This window comes from Roseovarius arcticus (genome assembly GCF_006125015.1).
In the GTDB taxonomy this organism is placed as follows: Bacteria; Pseudomonadota; Alphaproteobacteria; order Rhodobacterales; family Rhodobacteraceae; genus Roseovarius; species Roseovarius arcticus.
In genome coordinates, this window is sequence record NZ_SZZN01000001.1 from 2,769,423 (window position 1) to 2,783,384 (window position 13,962).

Sequence of the window (13,962 nt, forward strand, 5' to 3'; positions counted from 1 at the left end):
TGAATGGAGGCGAGTACCGGAATCGAACCGGTGTACACGGATTTGCAATCCGTTACGTAACCACTCCGCCAACTCGCCTGCCTTTGTGGTGGCATACGATTAGTGGATGGCGCGAGGCGGTGCAAGAGTGGTTTGCGGCAATCGCCGCATCGGAGGCGGCGAGTGTATGTCAGCCCAAGCCTTATCCGCCGTAGGCTGCATCCCAGCGATCGATTAGGGCTTGCTGCAACCCTTTGGCGCGCCTGTTCCAAGACGCGGCGCCGGGTGGGCGGTCATCGGTCGCGCCTGCCAGCCCTTCGCGCCGAACGGGATCGTGGGCAAATATCGCAAAGGCCAGTGGGCGGCCCGATGGCCCGGTGGCGTAGCCCGCCAGTGCGCTGACGAAATGCAGCGTTCCGGTCTTGGCCTCGACGTGGATGGGATACGCGTCGTCGAAATTACCGCTGGCGCCGCGCATGCGAAACGCCTTGAGCATGGGATGCAACGCGGCATTGCGCCGGGCAATGGTCAGGACCCGCGCCAGCGCAACTGGGCTGACCCGCGAGGCCGAACCAAGACCCGAGTGATCCACCAGATCCGCGCCCTCAAGCCCCAGATCGCCGCGCGCCCATGCCGTCATTTCGCGCGCCGATGCGGCCAGTGACGTCGCGCTGCCAGTGCGCGCCAGCGTGGCAGTCATCCCCACTAGCTCGGCGGTCAGGTTGTTAGAATACTTCAACATCCCCTTCAGGATATCAGGCAACGGCTCGCTTAGGTGGCTCACCAGCGTGTCACCTGCAGGCGCATCCTGCTGCACCTTGGCCGCGCCCAGCGTGATGCCATGGCTGCGCGCGAGGCTTGCAAACACCTCTCCGGCATAGATCGCTGGGCGGCGCACGGGCAACCAGCGGCTGCCGGATTTGCCCAGCGCCGCGCGCGCAACGGTCCATTGGTCGTAATCACCCCCGTCGGTATAGGTATAAAGCGGGCTGTTGCGATCAGAGATGCTCATACGCGCGACCCGCACATCGGGTCTGTAATTGGCCGAGCGGGCGTCCATCGTAACGGTATAGCCATCCGTGGCGCGGACCCATTGAAAATGCACACGGTTGAAATTCAGGTTGAGGCCCGACACGGCAGGATTATAGCCCACCTGATCGGGCTGGGCCGCGTCAATGACACGCGCATAAGGAAGCGCGCCGCCATAGACGCGAAAATCGCCGGTGATGCCACGCACGCCTGCCGCCTTGAGATTTGCGGCCATGGTGGCCAGCGCGTCGGTATCCAAAAGCGGATCGCCGCCGCCGACCAGTATCAGATCGCCCTGAATTTCGCCGTCCTTCACCGGCCCCGTTGCGACCAGCCGGGTGCGAAACCGATAGGTCGGCCCCAGCGCGTCCAGAGCGTAAAGGGCCGTAATCGCCTTGGTCACGCTAGCTGGCGGAAATCCGTCGGCACCGCCGCCCTCCTCCAGAACGTTACCTGTGGTCATGTCAATCACCGCATAACCGACGCGTCCGTCCAGCCGGGCGGCCGCGATCAGATCGGCGGCATCCGGGGGCTGCCCCAGCTTTTGAGGGCGCATCTGCGGGCGCAGGGATACGGCGGGGGCGCCCGCATGGGCACCCACGGCGAGCGCCGATAAGGCACCGCTTAGGAAAAGGCGTCGCGTTGGGCCAGCAGACATGGCGCGGATTAAAGCGCAGAGGGGCGCTGCCCGCAATCGCGTTCTGCTGCGCGGCGCCTCACGCTTTCGTGCGATGGCCGCAGATACCGCATCCTACCAGCTCCCCGACGCGCGCAGGTGGGTCGACGACAGCGACAACATGGGCACGTTTGCAAAACACCAGGCAGGCGCCTGCATCCGCCCCAGATTGCGCGCCTCCCCAAGCGGCACGCGCGCACGTTCATAGACGCGCGCCGCGACCGACGCACGCGCCGCCAGCCGCGCACCGGGGCGTGCCAGAATTCCGACGGGTACGCTCTCCATGATCTCGCGCCAATCCTGCCATTGATGAAATTGCACCATGTTATCGGCGCCCATAAGCCAGACGAAATTCACCCCCGGACACGCAGCGCGCAGTACGGCCAGCGTGCGGGCCGTATAGCGCGCGCCAATTTGTGCCTCGACATCGCTGATATGAACGCGCGGGTGCTGCATGATCGCGCGCGCCGCGTCCATCCGCCGCTCCAGCGGGGCCGGGCCGTGCGCCTTCAGCGGGTTTCCAGGACTGACCAGCCACCATACGGCATCCAGACCAAAGAGCTTGAGCGCCTCGCGTGTGATATGCACATGCCCCGCGTGCGGTGGATCAAACGATCCGCCCAAAAGGCCAATTGATCGGCCCGGTCGCGACAAAGGCAGGCGCAACGGGCCGCCGGTAGGGATCATGGCCTGCAATTCTCCTAAAATTCGTTGATTTTTCTAAACACAAAGCTGGGCGAAGGCCACCCGATATTAAGAGCGTTGCGTGATGGTTGTCGCTTGAACGGGCGCAAGAACGGGTGAGTGGGTGACGCGCGAGACATCGCATGTAGGAAGAGACGGCAGAGGCCGCGCGTGCGCGCAGTCGGGGCTGCGCCTGAGCATGCCTGACGCGTTGCAGGCAGCGGCCGACCTGAGTGATCCCGTCGGCGCGTGGCTGGCCGGCCTCATTCTGGATCATGCGCGTGATGGTATCGTGCTGCTGGATATTCGGGGCCGCGTCCTGTGGATGAACCCCGCGATCCAGCGCATGATGGGCTGGACACTGGATGAGGCGCGCGGACGCAATCCGGCCGAGCTGATCACTCCGCCCGCCACACGCCCCAGCCCAGAGGAGCTGGAGAATTTCCGCTACCAGACTGGCAGCTCAATCTTTGGCAAGTATCGCGTGACGCGGCATATGCGGCGCGACGGCACCCTTTTCTGGAATCAGCAGAGCCATGCGCTGATTGATCTGGGGCCAGACGACGCGCAAAAGATGGTGGTCGTCACCTGCCGCGATATCTCCGATCAGGTGCGCGTGCAGTCTGCCCTGCAGGAGGTCAAAGATGATCTGGAATATGCCGCCCATCATGACGATCTGACCGGCGTCGGCAATCGCAAGGAACTCTCGCGGTTTTTGGCCTCGGACGCGGCCCGTGCCAGCCTGGAATGCGGCGTAATGGGCGTGCTGCAACTGGATCTGGACAAGTTCAAGGCTATTAACGACACGCTCGGCCATGCCGCTGGGGATGCTGTGCTACGCCACGTCGCCGCCGCACTCATCGGCACGGTTGAGGAAGGCGATCTGGTTTGCCGTATGGGGGGCGACGAATTTCTGCTAATATGCCTCGACGCTGGCGACCCGGCCCGCCTGATGCGCCGCGCCAAGGACGTGTTAGCCGCCGCAGCCCGCCCCCTCACGTGGAAGGACCACGCTGCTTCCGGGGGTATCGGTTGGCGCCTCGATGCCCGGTACAGGCGCCGAGGCTGGCAAACCGGACGGCGAGGCCTTGATGCGGCAGGCCGATCAGGCCCTTTATAGCGCCAAAGAGGCCGGGCGCGGACGTGCCGTACTCTACACAGCCGCCTTGGGCCGCCGCCACCGCGCCGAGCAGGATCTGAGCCGCGATTTGCTGGTTGCCGTTGAGCAGCGTCAGTTCTGCGTGCATCTGCAGCCTATCCTGCATATCGGCGAGGGCCGCGTCAGCGGCTGTGAGGCGTTGCTGCGCTGGAGCCATCCCATGCGTGGCCTCTTGGCACCCGGTGCCTTTCTTGCTGCCGCCGAACAGGCCGGGCTGCTAAGTGAGATCGACTACCTCGCCATGAATGCCGCGTTAGATGCATTGGCTACGCTACGCACCAAGGGCTTTGCGAATCTGAGCATGTCCCTGAACGTGTCCAGCTCGATTCTGTCGGATGCCGATTATCCCGCACTGCTGGACTGGGCGCTGCAATCGCGCGACCTGCCGCCAGACGCGATCTGCATCGAGATCCTGGAGACCACGATCATGGATCGGGGCGAGCTGGATGTGACCTCTGCCGTCACACGCCTGCGCGCACTGGGCGTGCGCGTCGCGCTGGACGATTTCGGCACCGGCTATGCCGGGTTGGCGCACATGTCTGCGGTTGAAATAGACGCGATCAAGTTGGACCGCGGCCTGATCTGCCGTCTGCAAACTGATGCGCGCGCACGGGTCATCACCCGCTCAGTCATCCGGCTGTGCGCCCTGTTGGGGGTCGATGTGATTGCCGCCGGGATCGAAACTCAGGACCAGCTTGATATCCTCCGCAGCGCGAATTGCCCGCTAGCACAGGGATATGGCCTAGCGCGCCCTATGCCCCTGCCAGACCTTTGCGAATGGCTACGCGCCCATACACCATTTCCTACGCCGATCAGGATATGCGACGTGCCCGCAGCCCAACAGATGCCTCCAGACAAGTCGTCCCCCGGCGGCGCTGCGGACGCCAATGACGAATGGCGCGATACATCCGTTTGAATTCGCCACTCAGCGCGGTTACATGACAGTCGAACGCAGCGCCGGGGGCGCATCCGCCCGTCCTTAAGGAAAGAGTACCGTCATGTCAGCCAACAAATACGTCTATCATATGCAAGGCGTGTCCAAAGCCTATCCGGGCGGCAAGAAATGCTTTGAGAACATTCATCTCAGCTTCCTTCCCGGGGTAAAAATCGGCGTCGTGGGCGTCAACGGCTCGGGTAAGTCGACCCTGATGAAGATCATGGCCGGCCTCGACAAAGATTATACCGGCGAGGCATGGGCCGCCAAGGATGCGACGGTAGGCTATCTGCCGCAGGAGCCAAAGATGGATCCGACCCTGTCGGTACGCGAGAACGTGATGCTGGGCGTTGCCAAGAAAATGGCCAAGCTGGAGCGCTTCAACGAGATCGCGATGCAGATCGCCGAGGATTATTCGGACGAACTGATGGAGGAGATGACAAACCTTCAGGACCAGATCGACGCTGAGAACCTATGGGATCTGGACAGCCAGATTGACGTGTCGATGGAGGCGCTGGGCTGCCCGCCGGATGGCGCCGACGTCACCAGCCTGTCTGGCGGCGAGGCCCGCCGCGTGGCGTTGTGCAAGCTGCTGCTAGAGGCGCCCGATATGCTGCTTTTGGACGAGCCGACCAACCACCTCGACGCCGAGACGATTGCATGGCTGCAACAGCACCTGATGGACTACGCCGGCACGATCCTGATCGTCACGCATGACCGCTATTTTCTGGACAACATCACCAGTTGGATTCTTGAGTTGGATCGCGGCCGCGGCATCCCCTACGAAGGCAACTATTCCGCGTGGCTGGAGCAGAAGCACAAGCGCCTGATGCAGGAATCGCGTGAGGACAAGTCCAAACAAAAGACGCTGGAGCGAGAGCTGGAATGGATGCGCCAAGGTGCCAAAGCGCGTCAGGCGAAATCCAAGGCGCGGATCAAGTCCTATAACGAGATGGCCGACCAATCCGAGCGCGAGAAGCTCGCCAAGGCGCAGATCGTCATTCCAAACGGCCAGCGCCTTGGCTCGAAGGTGATCGAGGTCGAGGGGCTGCGCAAGGCAATGGGTGACAGGCTGCTGATCGAAGACCTCACGTTTTCGCTGCCACCCGGTGGCATCGTGGGCGTGATCGGGCCGAACGGCGCGGGTAAATCTACCCTCTTCAAGATGCTGACCGGCGAGGAGACGCCCGATGCCGGCACGATCGAGTTGGGAACAACTGTCGATCTGTCATACGTCGATCAGTCGCGCGACGATCTGGACCCGAATGAGAATGTGTGGGAGGCGATTGCCGACGGCCAAGACATCATCAAGCTGGGCGACGCCGAAGTGAACGCACGCGCCTATTGCGGGGCGTTCAACTTTAAGGGCAGCGACCAGCAGAAAAAGGTATCCCTGCTATCGGGCGGTGAGCGGAATCGTGTCCACATGGCGCGCCTCTTGCGCTCGGGTGGTAACGTTCTGCTGCTTGACGAGCCGACAAACGATCTGGACGTCGAGACGCTGCGCGCGCTTGAGGATGCGCTGGTCGATTTTGCAGGCTGCGCCGTAGTCATCAGCCACGACCGCTTTTTCCTTGACCGGATTTGCACGCACATGCTCGCCTTCGAGGGGGACGCGCATGTCGAGTGGTTTGAGGGTAACTTTGAGGACTACGAAGAGGACAAAAAGCGCCGTCTGGGCGAGGATGCCGCACAGCCCAAGCGCATGAAGCACAAGAAGTTCGCCCGCTAAATAGCTACGACCTTTGATATGGTCCCTGCCTACCGAGTAAATCCTCGGCGTCGCGCGCCCGAAAAAACTGGACGCGCGACGACTGAACAGACGGCAGATTGCCTCTTTTTGCAGACCAATCTCTCGCTGTTAGAGCGGAACGCGCGCTTCGTATTCTAAGGAAATGGCGCGCCGCTGGGGAATGATGTGGACAGCCGCCATTCACCTCCCACTGCAGTGGGAATTTGACGCGCATCTGCTGGATCGGGCGCGCGCATCAGGGGCGGCAGCGTTTAATGGTTAGCGAATCGCGCTATTGGACACAGGCGCTCTATCGGTGATACTAAAGGACTGCACGACCGGGTGCAGCCGATTTTTCAGCGTGTCTTCGCCGAATCTGCCGTCTTGAAGGCGGCTGCTCGTGGGACAGACCGACTATCCAGCCGTCATCGCCCCTACCCTGCGGCGCTTGCCCGCTGCACTTTGGCGGCATCGGGGCGGCGGATAGACGCCAACACGATTTGTTTACCACTTGCAAAATGTGCTCGTCAGGCGTATATGATCCCCGCGACGTTACCTCTATCGACCATCTGCTCCTCACGGCACAGGCACTCGATCTTGCACTGACTAGCCGGGCTGCCGCACGACGCGGGCAGCATAAGACTAAGGAGACTACGGTATGGCCAATGGCACCGTGAAATGGTTTAACTCGACAAAAGGCTTCGGCTTCATCGCACCCGATGGTGGCGGCAAGGACGTTTTCGTTCACATCTCCGCTGTTGAGCGCGCTGGCCTGACCGGCCTGGCAGACGACCAGAAAGTTACTTTTGACATCGAAGCAGGCCGTGATGGCCGCGAGTCGGCGTCGAACATCGCTCTGGCCTAAGCCTCTTGCGATAGATGGTAAATCGGGGCCCCGCGGGGCCCCTTTTTCGTGGGCGCGTGATAGCCTCTGTCACTCGCGATCCTGCAAGACCTGAGCGATCAATTCCTGCACCTTCGGCCCGATATCAGCAACGACAAGTGTAATCCCCTTGGCATTTGGGTGCGTGCCGTCATTTTGCAAATAAGGTATCTGATCGGCCTTCTTTTCCGGCAATGCCGCAAAGAAATCCAGCTCCAGCAAGGTGCCATATTTCTTCGCCAGATCGGGGTAAATCGCGTTAAAGGCGGCGCGGAAATCTGGACCGTAATTATCTTTGGCGATCAATCCAACCAACAGAACCTCAATGCCCTCTTGTTTCGCCGTGGCGAGGATTTTGTCCAAGTTAGCGCGCGTCTCGGCGGGGTCGACACCGCGAAGTAGGTCGTTTCCGCCCAACTCTACAATCAACGCATCCGGCGCGTCGTCCAGCGCCCAGTCAAGGCGCCGTGCACCGCCCGCCGTCGTGCTGCCCGAAACCGAACCATTCATCAGCCGTACTGGCACCCCATTCGACGTACCATTTTCGCGCAACCATACACTAAGCTGCGCGACAAAGCCGTCCTGACGCTGTAGTCCGTACCCGGCGGTCAGGCTATCGCCAAATGCCATCACGCGCACCTCGCCGGGCACCGCGGTATCTTGCGCAAGGGCGGGCGCACCGACCAGAGACGCTGCTACAAGAGCAGTGATAATCGCCTTGCCACGCAGGCCTTTAACACCATATTCGAATAAATTCTTTATACACAGGCGCATATTCATGTCTTCTCCGATTGTCTCGTTAAAAAATACTGGCCTTACACTTAGATCAGGCGCAGGTGCGATCGAGATACTCAAGGGAATTTCATTGGATGTGAACGAGGGTGAGGCGCTCGCGCTGGTCGGTCCGTCCGGGTCGGGAAAGTCGTCCCTGTTGATGCTGATGGGCGGGCTCGAGCGGGCGACGACGGGGCAGGTCAGCGCGCTTGGGCAGGACCTTGGCGCGCTGGGCGAGGATGCGCTGGCGCGGTTGCGGCGCGGGAATATGGGCGTTGTTTTTCAATCGTTCCACCTGATCCCCACGCTTACCGCGCTAGAGAATGTGGCCGTACCGCTAGAGCTTGCTGGTGCGCCCGATGCCATGGGCCGTGCAACCGAGCAGTTGGAGGCTGTCGGTCTGGCCGCGCGCGCCAAGCATTACCCATCGCAAATGTCGGGCGGCGAACAGCAGCGCACCGCGCTGGCCCGCGCCACTGCGCCGCGCCCCAGACTGATATTGGCGGATGAGCCGACCGGTAATCTGGACAGTGCCACCGGCGCCGCAATCATTGATCTGCTCTTTGATCTTAGCGCCCAGCACGGCGCGACGCTGGTGCTGGTGACGCATGATGCCGCTCTGGCGGAGCGCTGCGACCGGACTGTAACGCTTCAGGACGGGCGCATCGCATGAATCTGCGCATCGCCGCTAAGCTGGCCGGGCGCGAATTACGCGGGGGCCTGGCTGGATTTCGCATCCTCTTGGCCTGCATCGTGCTGGGCGTTGCGGCCATCGCAGCCGTCGGCACGATCCGCACCAGCATCGAGGCAGGGCTCAGCGAAAAGGGCGCTGAGCTGCTCGGCGGTGACGCCGAAATAGGGCTGACCTATCGCTTTGCATCCGAGGCCGAGCGCGCATGGATGGACAGCCGCGCAGAGGCGGTATCCGAAATCGTTGATTTCCGCTCGCTCGCAGTGGCCGGTGACGATCGTGCTTTGACGCAGGTCAAGGCGGTCGATGCCGCCTATCCGCTGCTGGGCGCGGTCGGCCTTGATCCGGCAATGCCATTGGAGGCAGCGCTGAACGGAGGCGGCGACATGCCCGGCGCGGTGATGGCCCCCGCCCTAATCGCGCGGTTGGCGCTGGAAATCGGCGATACTTTTCGCCTCGGCACGCAGGACTTTATCCTGATGGCCGCGCTGGTAGACGAGCCTGACGGCGCCGCCGCAGGCTTTGCCCTTGGGCCGCGCACATTGGTGCGAACGGGCGCATTGCAGGCGTCGGGCCTTTTGCGCGAGGGTACGCTCTTTTCCACGCGCTACCGCTTGGATCTGCCGTCGGGCGCTGACTTGGCGACACTCGAGGCAGAGGCGAAAGCGTCGCTAGGCACCAATGGGATCGAGTGGCAAGACGCCCGCAAGGGCGCACCCGGTATCTCAAAGTTCGTGGAGAGGTTGGGCGCGTTCCTGATCCTCGTCGGGCTTAGCGGGCTCGCGGTGGGCGGCGTCGGCATATCTTCGGCCGTGCGCAGCTATCTGGCGCGCAAGACCGCCACCATCGCCACGCTGCGCACGCTGGGCGCGGATCGCGGTACGGTGCTTGCAACGTATTTCATACAGATCGGCGTGATCGGGGGGCTGGGCCTTTTGCTGGGGATATTGCTTGGCGCGGGCGTACCTGTTGCGCTGGGCCCGGTGATTGAGGCGCGATTGCCGGTTCCGGCCAGCTTTGCGTTCTACGCTCGGCCCATGGCCGAGGCGGCGATCTATGGCGCGCTCGCCGTGCTGATATTTACCCTCGCGCCGCTATCACGGATCGAAGATATTCGCGCCGCCAGCCTCTTTCGCGATGGCGGCGCAGGTGGGCGCCGCCTGCCGCGCTGGCCGATGCTGGCGCTGATCGCAGCGCTGGTCGCGGCCTTACTGGCGGTGGCGGCGGCATTTTCGGGCAATCTGCGCCTCACGCTTTGGACGGCGGGCGGCATCATTGGCGCGCTTGCATTGCTGTGGATGGCCGCATGGGGTGTGCAGGGCCTCGCGCGTCTGATGCGGCCATTGGCGCGCGGGCGTCCGGCACTGGGCTGGGCATTGGCGGCAATTGGCGGGCCGGGTAGCACGGCGGTGCCTGCGATGCTGTCGCTGGGCCTTGGCCTGACGGTCCTTGCCGCGGTAGGCCAGATCGACGGCACGCTGCGCGGCGCGATCACCGGGAACCTTCCGGACCGTGCGCCGTCCTTCTTTTTTGTCGACTTGCAGGCCGATCAGATGGACGGTTTTCGCGCGATGACGGACGGCGATCCTGCCGTAACTCGCGTGGATAGCGCGCCAATGCTGCGCGGCATAATCACCGCAATCAATGGCCAAGATGCCACAGAGGTCGCGGGCGACCACTGGGTGGTTCAAGGCGACCGGGGCATCACCTACGCCGCCAAGGCAGACGGCACCGTGACGTCCGGCGAATGGTGGCCCGAGGACTATGACGGCCCACCGCAGATCAGTTTTGCCGCCGAGGAGGCGCTTGAGATGGGGCTGAAAATCGGTGACGAGATTACGGTTAACGTTCTTGGCCGCGACATCACTGCGACGATCACCAGCCTGCGGGACGTGGATTTCTCAACCGCCGGCATTGGCTTTATCATGGTGATGAACCCCGCCGCGCTGGAGGCCGCGCCGCACAGTGTTATCGCGACCGTCTATGCCGAGGGCGGCGCTGAGGCGCGCATCCTGCGCGAGGTTTCGACCACCTATCCCAACGTCACCGGCATTGCTGTCAGGGACGCCATCGACCGGGTGGCGCAACTGCTCAAGGGGCTGGCAGCGGCCACGTCTTGGGGGGCGTCGGCGACGCTGCTGACGGGTTTTCTGGTGCTCATCGGCGCGGCGGCGGCGGATCAAAATGCGCGCATCTTTGAGGCTGCAGTGCTGAAAACACTAGGTGCATCGCGCGCGCGGATACTGGCCAGCCTCGCGCTGCGCGCGGTTCTCTTGGGTGCGGCGGCCGGTGTTATCGCCATTGGCGTGGGCGCGATTGGCGGCTGGGCGGTCAGCCATTACGTGCTGGAGATTGAGTACCGCGTCCTCTGGCCCTCGGCGCTGGTGATCGTCTGCGGCGGCGTGCTTGTCACTCTGCTGACCGCACTTGCATTCTCGCTGCGTCCCCTTGCCGCGCGTCCCGCGCAGGTGCTGAGGGCGCGGGAGTAGCCGAACGAAATGCCATAAAAAAGCGGGCCGCCAAGCCCGCTTTTCCATGTTTCTTAACGGCAATCCTACTCTGCCGCTTCGGCATACGCCTCCATCGGTGGGCAAGTACAGACGAGGTTCCGGTCGCCATAAACGTTGTCGACGCGGTTTACCGAAGGCCAATATTTATCCACGCGAAACGCGCCCGGCGGGAAGCAGCCCTGCTCGCGGCTGTAGGGGCGATCCCAGTCGCGAACCAGATCCTCCATAGTGTGCGGAGCGTTCTTCAGCGGGTTATTCTCTGCGTCAATCTTGCCCTCTTCGACGTCACGAATTTCTTGACGTATCGCCAGCATCGCGTCGCAAAAGCGGTCCAACTCGGCCTTTGTCTCACTCTCGGTCGGCTCGACCATCAGTGTGCCAGCAACCGGCCAGCTCATCGTCGGCGCGTGAAAGCCGCAATCGATCAGACGCTTGGCAATATCATCTACCGTGATGTGCGCCGAGTCGGCAAAGGGCCTGGTATCAAGGATGCACTCATGCGCCACGCGACCGTTTTCACCCTTATACAGAACGTCATACGACCCCTCCAGACGCTTGGCGATGTAGTTGGCGTTCAAGATTGCCACCCGCGTCGCCTGTGTCAGTCCCTCGCCGCCCATCATCAGGATATAGGCCCAGCTGATCGGCAGCAGCGAGGGCGAGCCAAACGGCGCGGCGGAAACCGGGCCCTCAGTGCCGCCCGTATGCGGATGGCCCGGCAGATGCGGGATCAGGTGCGATTTGACGCCAATAGGCCCCATACCCGGCCCGCCGCCACCGTGCGGAATACAGAATGTCTTGTGCAGGTTCAGGTGGCTCACGTCACCGCCCAAATCGCCGGGACGCGACAGACCCACCATCGCATTCATGTTAGCCCCGTCGATATAGACCTGCCCACCATGCTCGTGCGTGATCTTGCACACGTCGATCACCGTCTCCTCGAATACGCCGTGCGTACTGGGGTACGTGATCATGCAGGCCGCCAACGTGTCTGAATGTTTGTCCGCTTTGGCGCGGAAATCGTCCAGATCGATATCGCCGCGTTCGTTGCATTTGACTGGCACGACCTTCCAGCCGACCATCTGCGCACTGGCCGGATTGGTGCCATGCGCATTGGTGGGGATAAGGCAGACGTTACGCCCGTCTTGGCCGTTCTCGCGGTGATAGGCAGCGATTGACAGCAGGCCCGCATATTCACCCTGCGCGCCCGAATTGGGCTGCATCGAAATTGCGTCATAGCCGGTAATATCACATAGCTTTGCGCTCAGATCGTCGATCAGCTCGTGATATCCCTCGGCCTGATCGCGCGGCACGAATGGGTGCATCCGCGAAAACTCACGCCAGCTGACCGGCATCATTTCGGCGGCAGAGTTCAGCTTCATCGTGCAGCTACCCAGGGGGATCATCGCGCGGTCCAGTGCCAGATCGCGGTCGGCGAGACGGCGCATGTAGCGCATCATTTCCGTTTCCGCGCGGTTCATGTGGAATACCGGATGCGTCAGATACTCGGACGTGCGGTGCATATTTTCGGGCACGCGGTATTCGGGCGTGAAGTCATCGTCGGCGTCCGTGATCCCGAAGGCGCGCCAAACGCTCTCGATATTCTCGGGCCGCGTGCATTCGTCCAACGAGATGCCAACGCGCGTGTCGCCCACGCGGCGCAGGTTGATGCCCTCGTCCAGTGCCGATTTCATAACGGCGGCCTGCAAGGGGCCGACATCGACGGTGATCGTGTCAAAGAACGCTTGCGGATCTACCTGAAATCCTGCGGCCTCTAGACCCTTGGCCAGACGAACGGTCTTGCGGTGGATACGCTGCGCGATGGCTTGCAAGCCCTTCGGCCCGTGGAAAACTGCATACATTGACGCCATGACGGCCAGCAGCGCCTGTGCGGTGCACACGTTGCTGGTCGCCTTCTCGCGGCGGATATGCTGCTCGCGGGTTTGCAGGCTCAGGCGGTAGGCCCGGTTGCCGTGGCTGTCGATGCTGACGCCCACGATCCGGCCCGGCATCGCGCGTTTGTAGTCATCCCGGCAGGCCATGTAGGCGGCGTGCGGCCCGCCATAGCCTAGCGGCACGCCAAAGCGCTGCGTGCTGCCTACGGCGATATCGGCGTCCATTGCGCCCGGCTCTTTCAGCAGGCACAGGGCCAGCGGATCGGCCGAGACGATGCCAATAGCACCCTCGGCGTGCAGCTGTGCGATGTGATCGGTAAAATCACGCACATGGCCATAGGTGCCGGGGTACTGAAACAGCGCGCCGAACACTTTGCTCGCGTCCATTTTGTCCGGATTGCCGACGATCACCTCAATGCCCAGCGGGGCTGCGCGTGTCTGCACCAGCGCAATGTTCTGCGGGTGGCAGTCGCGGTCGACAAAGAACGCCTTGGCCTTGGATTTCGCCACGCGCTGCGCCGTCGTCATCGCCTCGGCGCAGGCCGTTGCCTCGTCCAAGAGCGACGCGTTGGCGATCTCAAGCCCAGTCAGATCGCTGATCATAGTCTGGAAGTTCAGCAGCGCCTCTAGCCGGCCTTGCGAAATCTCGGGCTGGTACGGCGTATAGGCCGTGTACCACGCCGGGTTTTCAAAGATGTTCCGCTGGATCGCCGGCGGCGTCACCGTGCCATGATAGCCTTGGCCGATCAACGACACCAAAACCTTGTTCTTGCCTGCCACCTGCCGCATGTGGTGCAGCAGCTCGCGCTCTGACTTGGCCTTGCCAAAATCCAGCGGCTCCTTCTGGCGGATCGCCTTTGGCACAGTCTCGTCGATCAGAGCGTTCAGGCTGCTCGCCCCCAAGACTTTGAGCATCTCGGTCATCTCGTCGGGCGAGGGGCCGATATGGCGGCGGTTGGCGAAATCATAAGGCAGATAATCGGTGGGCTCGAACGCCATGTCACACTCCATCAGAT

At 62.4% G+C, this 13,962-nt stretch carries 10 protein-coding genes and 1 tRNA gene; 6 read left to right on the forward strand and 5 right to left on the reverse strand.

Annotated features, from left to right (window positions below; genetic code table 11):
- Nucleotides 1-4: 4 nt before the first annotated feature.
- The 3 genes from MK6180000_RS13265 to MK6180000_RS13275 all read right to left on the reverse strand — a co-directional run bounded on the left by MK6180000_RS13265 (nt 5) and on the right by MK6180000_RS13275 (nt 2,371).
- Nucleotides 5-78, reverse strand: a tRNA-Cys gene (locus MK6180000_RS13265).
- 103 nt (nt 79-181) lie between these two features.
- Complete coding sequence (gene dacB, locus MK6180000_RS13270; RefSeq protein ID WP_342777722.1) at nt 182-1,609, reverse strand: D-alanyl-D-alanine carboxypeptidase/D-alanyl-D-alanine endopeptidase; 1,428 nt, start codon at nt 1,607-1,609, stop codon at nt 182-184.
- Nucleotides 1,610-1,759: 150 nt separating this feature from the next.
- Nucleotides 1,760-2,371: a nicotinate-nucleotide adenylyltransferase gene (locus tag MK6180000_RS13275; protein WP_138935162.1), complete on the reverse strand. Its 612-nt coding sequence runs from the start codon at nt 2,369-2,371 to the stop codon at nt 1,760-1,762.
- Between the two features lie 196 nt (nt 2,372-2,567).
- Between MK6180000_RS13275 and MK6180000_RS13280 the strand changes: the two genes are divergently transcribed.
- The 4 genes from MK6180000_RS13280 to MK6180000_RS13295 all read left to right on the forward strand — a co-directional run bounded on the left by MK6180000_RS13280 (nt 2,568) and on the right by MK6180000_RS13295 (nt 7,058).
- Entirely contained in the window at nt 2,568-3,488 is a 921-nt protein-coding gene (locus MK6180000_RS13280; protein WP_138935163.1) for a GGDEF domain-containing protein, read from the forward strand.
- Entirely contained in the window at nt 3,412-4,443 is a 1,032-nt protein-coding gene (locus MK6180000_RS13285; RefSeq protein ID WP_138935164.1) for an EAL domain-containing protein, read from the forward strand. The genes MK6180000_RS13280 and MK6180000_RS13285 overlap by 77 nt, the downstream gene beginning before the upstream one ends.
- Before the next feature lie 82 nt (nt 4,444-4,525).
- Entirely contained in the window at nt 4,526-6,193 is a 1,668-nt protein-coding gene (gene ettA, locus MK6180000_RS13290) for an energy-dependent translational throttle protein EttA (RefSeq protein ID WP_138935165.1), read from the forward strand.
- Between the two features lie 658 nt (nt 6,194-6,851).
- Complete coding sequence (locus MK6180000_RS13295) at nt 6,852-7,058, forward strand: cold-shock protein (protein WP_138935166.1); 207 nt, start codon at nt 6,852-6,854, stop codon at nt 7,056-7,058.
- Between the two features lie 69 nt (nt 7,059-7,127).
- Here the strand turns inward: MK6180000_RS13295 and MK6180000_RS13300 are convergent, their stop codons facing one another.
- A complete protein-coding gene (locus MK6180000_RS13300; RefSeq protein ID WP_246040522.1) occupies nt 7,128-7,856 on the reverse strand; it encodes an arylesterase in 729 nt (242 codons plus the stop codon).
- Between MK6180000_RS13300 and MK6180000_RS13305 the strand changes: the two genes are divergently transcribed.
- Both MK6180000_RS13305 and MK6180000_RS13310 read left to right on the forward strand, forming a co-directional pair.
- Nucleotides 7,855-8,523, forward strand: coding sequence for an ABC transporter ATP-binding protein (locus MK6180000_RS13305; protein ID WP_138935167.1), 669 nt, complete (start codon nt 7,855-7,857; stop codon nt 8,521-8,523). The two genes, MK6180000_RS13300 and MK6180000_RS13305, sit on opposite strands and share 2 nt — an antisense overlap.
- Nucleotides 8,520-11,030 carry an ABC transporter permease gene (locus tag MK6180000_RS13310; protein ID WP_138935168.1) on the forward strand — a complete coding sequence of 837 codons (2,511 nt, stop codon included), beginning with the start codon at nt 8,520-8,522 and terminating at the stop codon, nt 11,028-11,030. Before MK6180000_RS13305 ends, MK6180000_RS13310 begins: the two co-directional genes overlap by 4 nt.
- Before the next feature lie 65 nt (nt 11,031-11,095).
- Here MK6180000_RS13310 and gcvP read toward each other — a convergent pair whose 3' ends face one another.
- Nucleotides 11,096-13,945 carry an aminomethyl-transferring glycine dehydrogenase gene (gene gcvP / locus MK6180000_RS13315; protein ID WP_138935169.1) on the reverse strand — a complete coding sequence of 950 codons (2,850 nt, stop codon included), beginning with the start codon at nt 13,943-13,945 and terminating at the stop codon, nt 11,096-11,098.
- Nucleotides 13,946-13,962 lie beyond the last annotated feature (17 nt).

Bases quoted from the DNA above. Each gene is read 5' to 3' on its own strand.
- MK6180000_RS13275 (WP_138935162.1), bottom strand. From the start codon at position 2,371: ATGATCCCTACCGGCGGCCCGTTGCGCCTGCCTTTGTCGCGACCGGGC.
- MK6180000_RS13280 (WP_138935163.1), top strand. From the start codon at position 2,568: ATGCCTGACGCGTTGCAGGCAGCGGCCGACCTGAGTGATCCCGTCGGC.
- MK6180000_RS13285 (WP_138935164.1), top strand. From the start codon at position 3,412: ATGCCCGGTACAGGCGCCGAGGCTGGCAAACCGGACGGCGAGGCCTTG.
- ettA (WP_138935165.1), top strand. From the start codon at position 4,526: ATGTCAGCCAACAAATACGTCTATCATATGCAAGGCGTGTCCAAAGCC.
- MK6180000_RS13295 (WP_138935166.1), top strand. From the start codon at position 6,852: ATGGCCAATGGCACCGTGAAATGGTTTAACTCGACAAAAGGCTTCGGC.
- MK6180000_RS13305 (WP_138935167.1), top strand. From the start codon at position 7,855: ATGTCTTCTCCGATTGTCTCGTTAAAAAATACTGGCCTTACACTTAGA.
- MK6180000_RS13300 (WP_246040522.1), bottom strand. From the start codon at position 7,856: ATGAATATGCGCCTGTGTATAAAGAATTTATTCGAATATGGTGTTAAA.
- MK6180000_RS13310 (WP_138935168.1), top strand. From the start codon at position 8,520: ATGAATCTGCGCATCGCCGCTAAGCTGGCCGGGCGCGAATTACGCGGG.
- gcvP (WP_138935169.1), bottom strand. From the start codon at position 13,945: ATGGCGTTCGAGCCCACCGATTATCTGCCTTATGATTTCGCCAACCGC.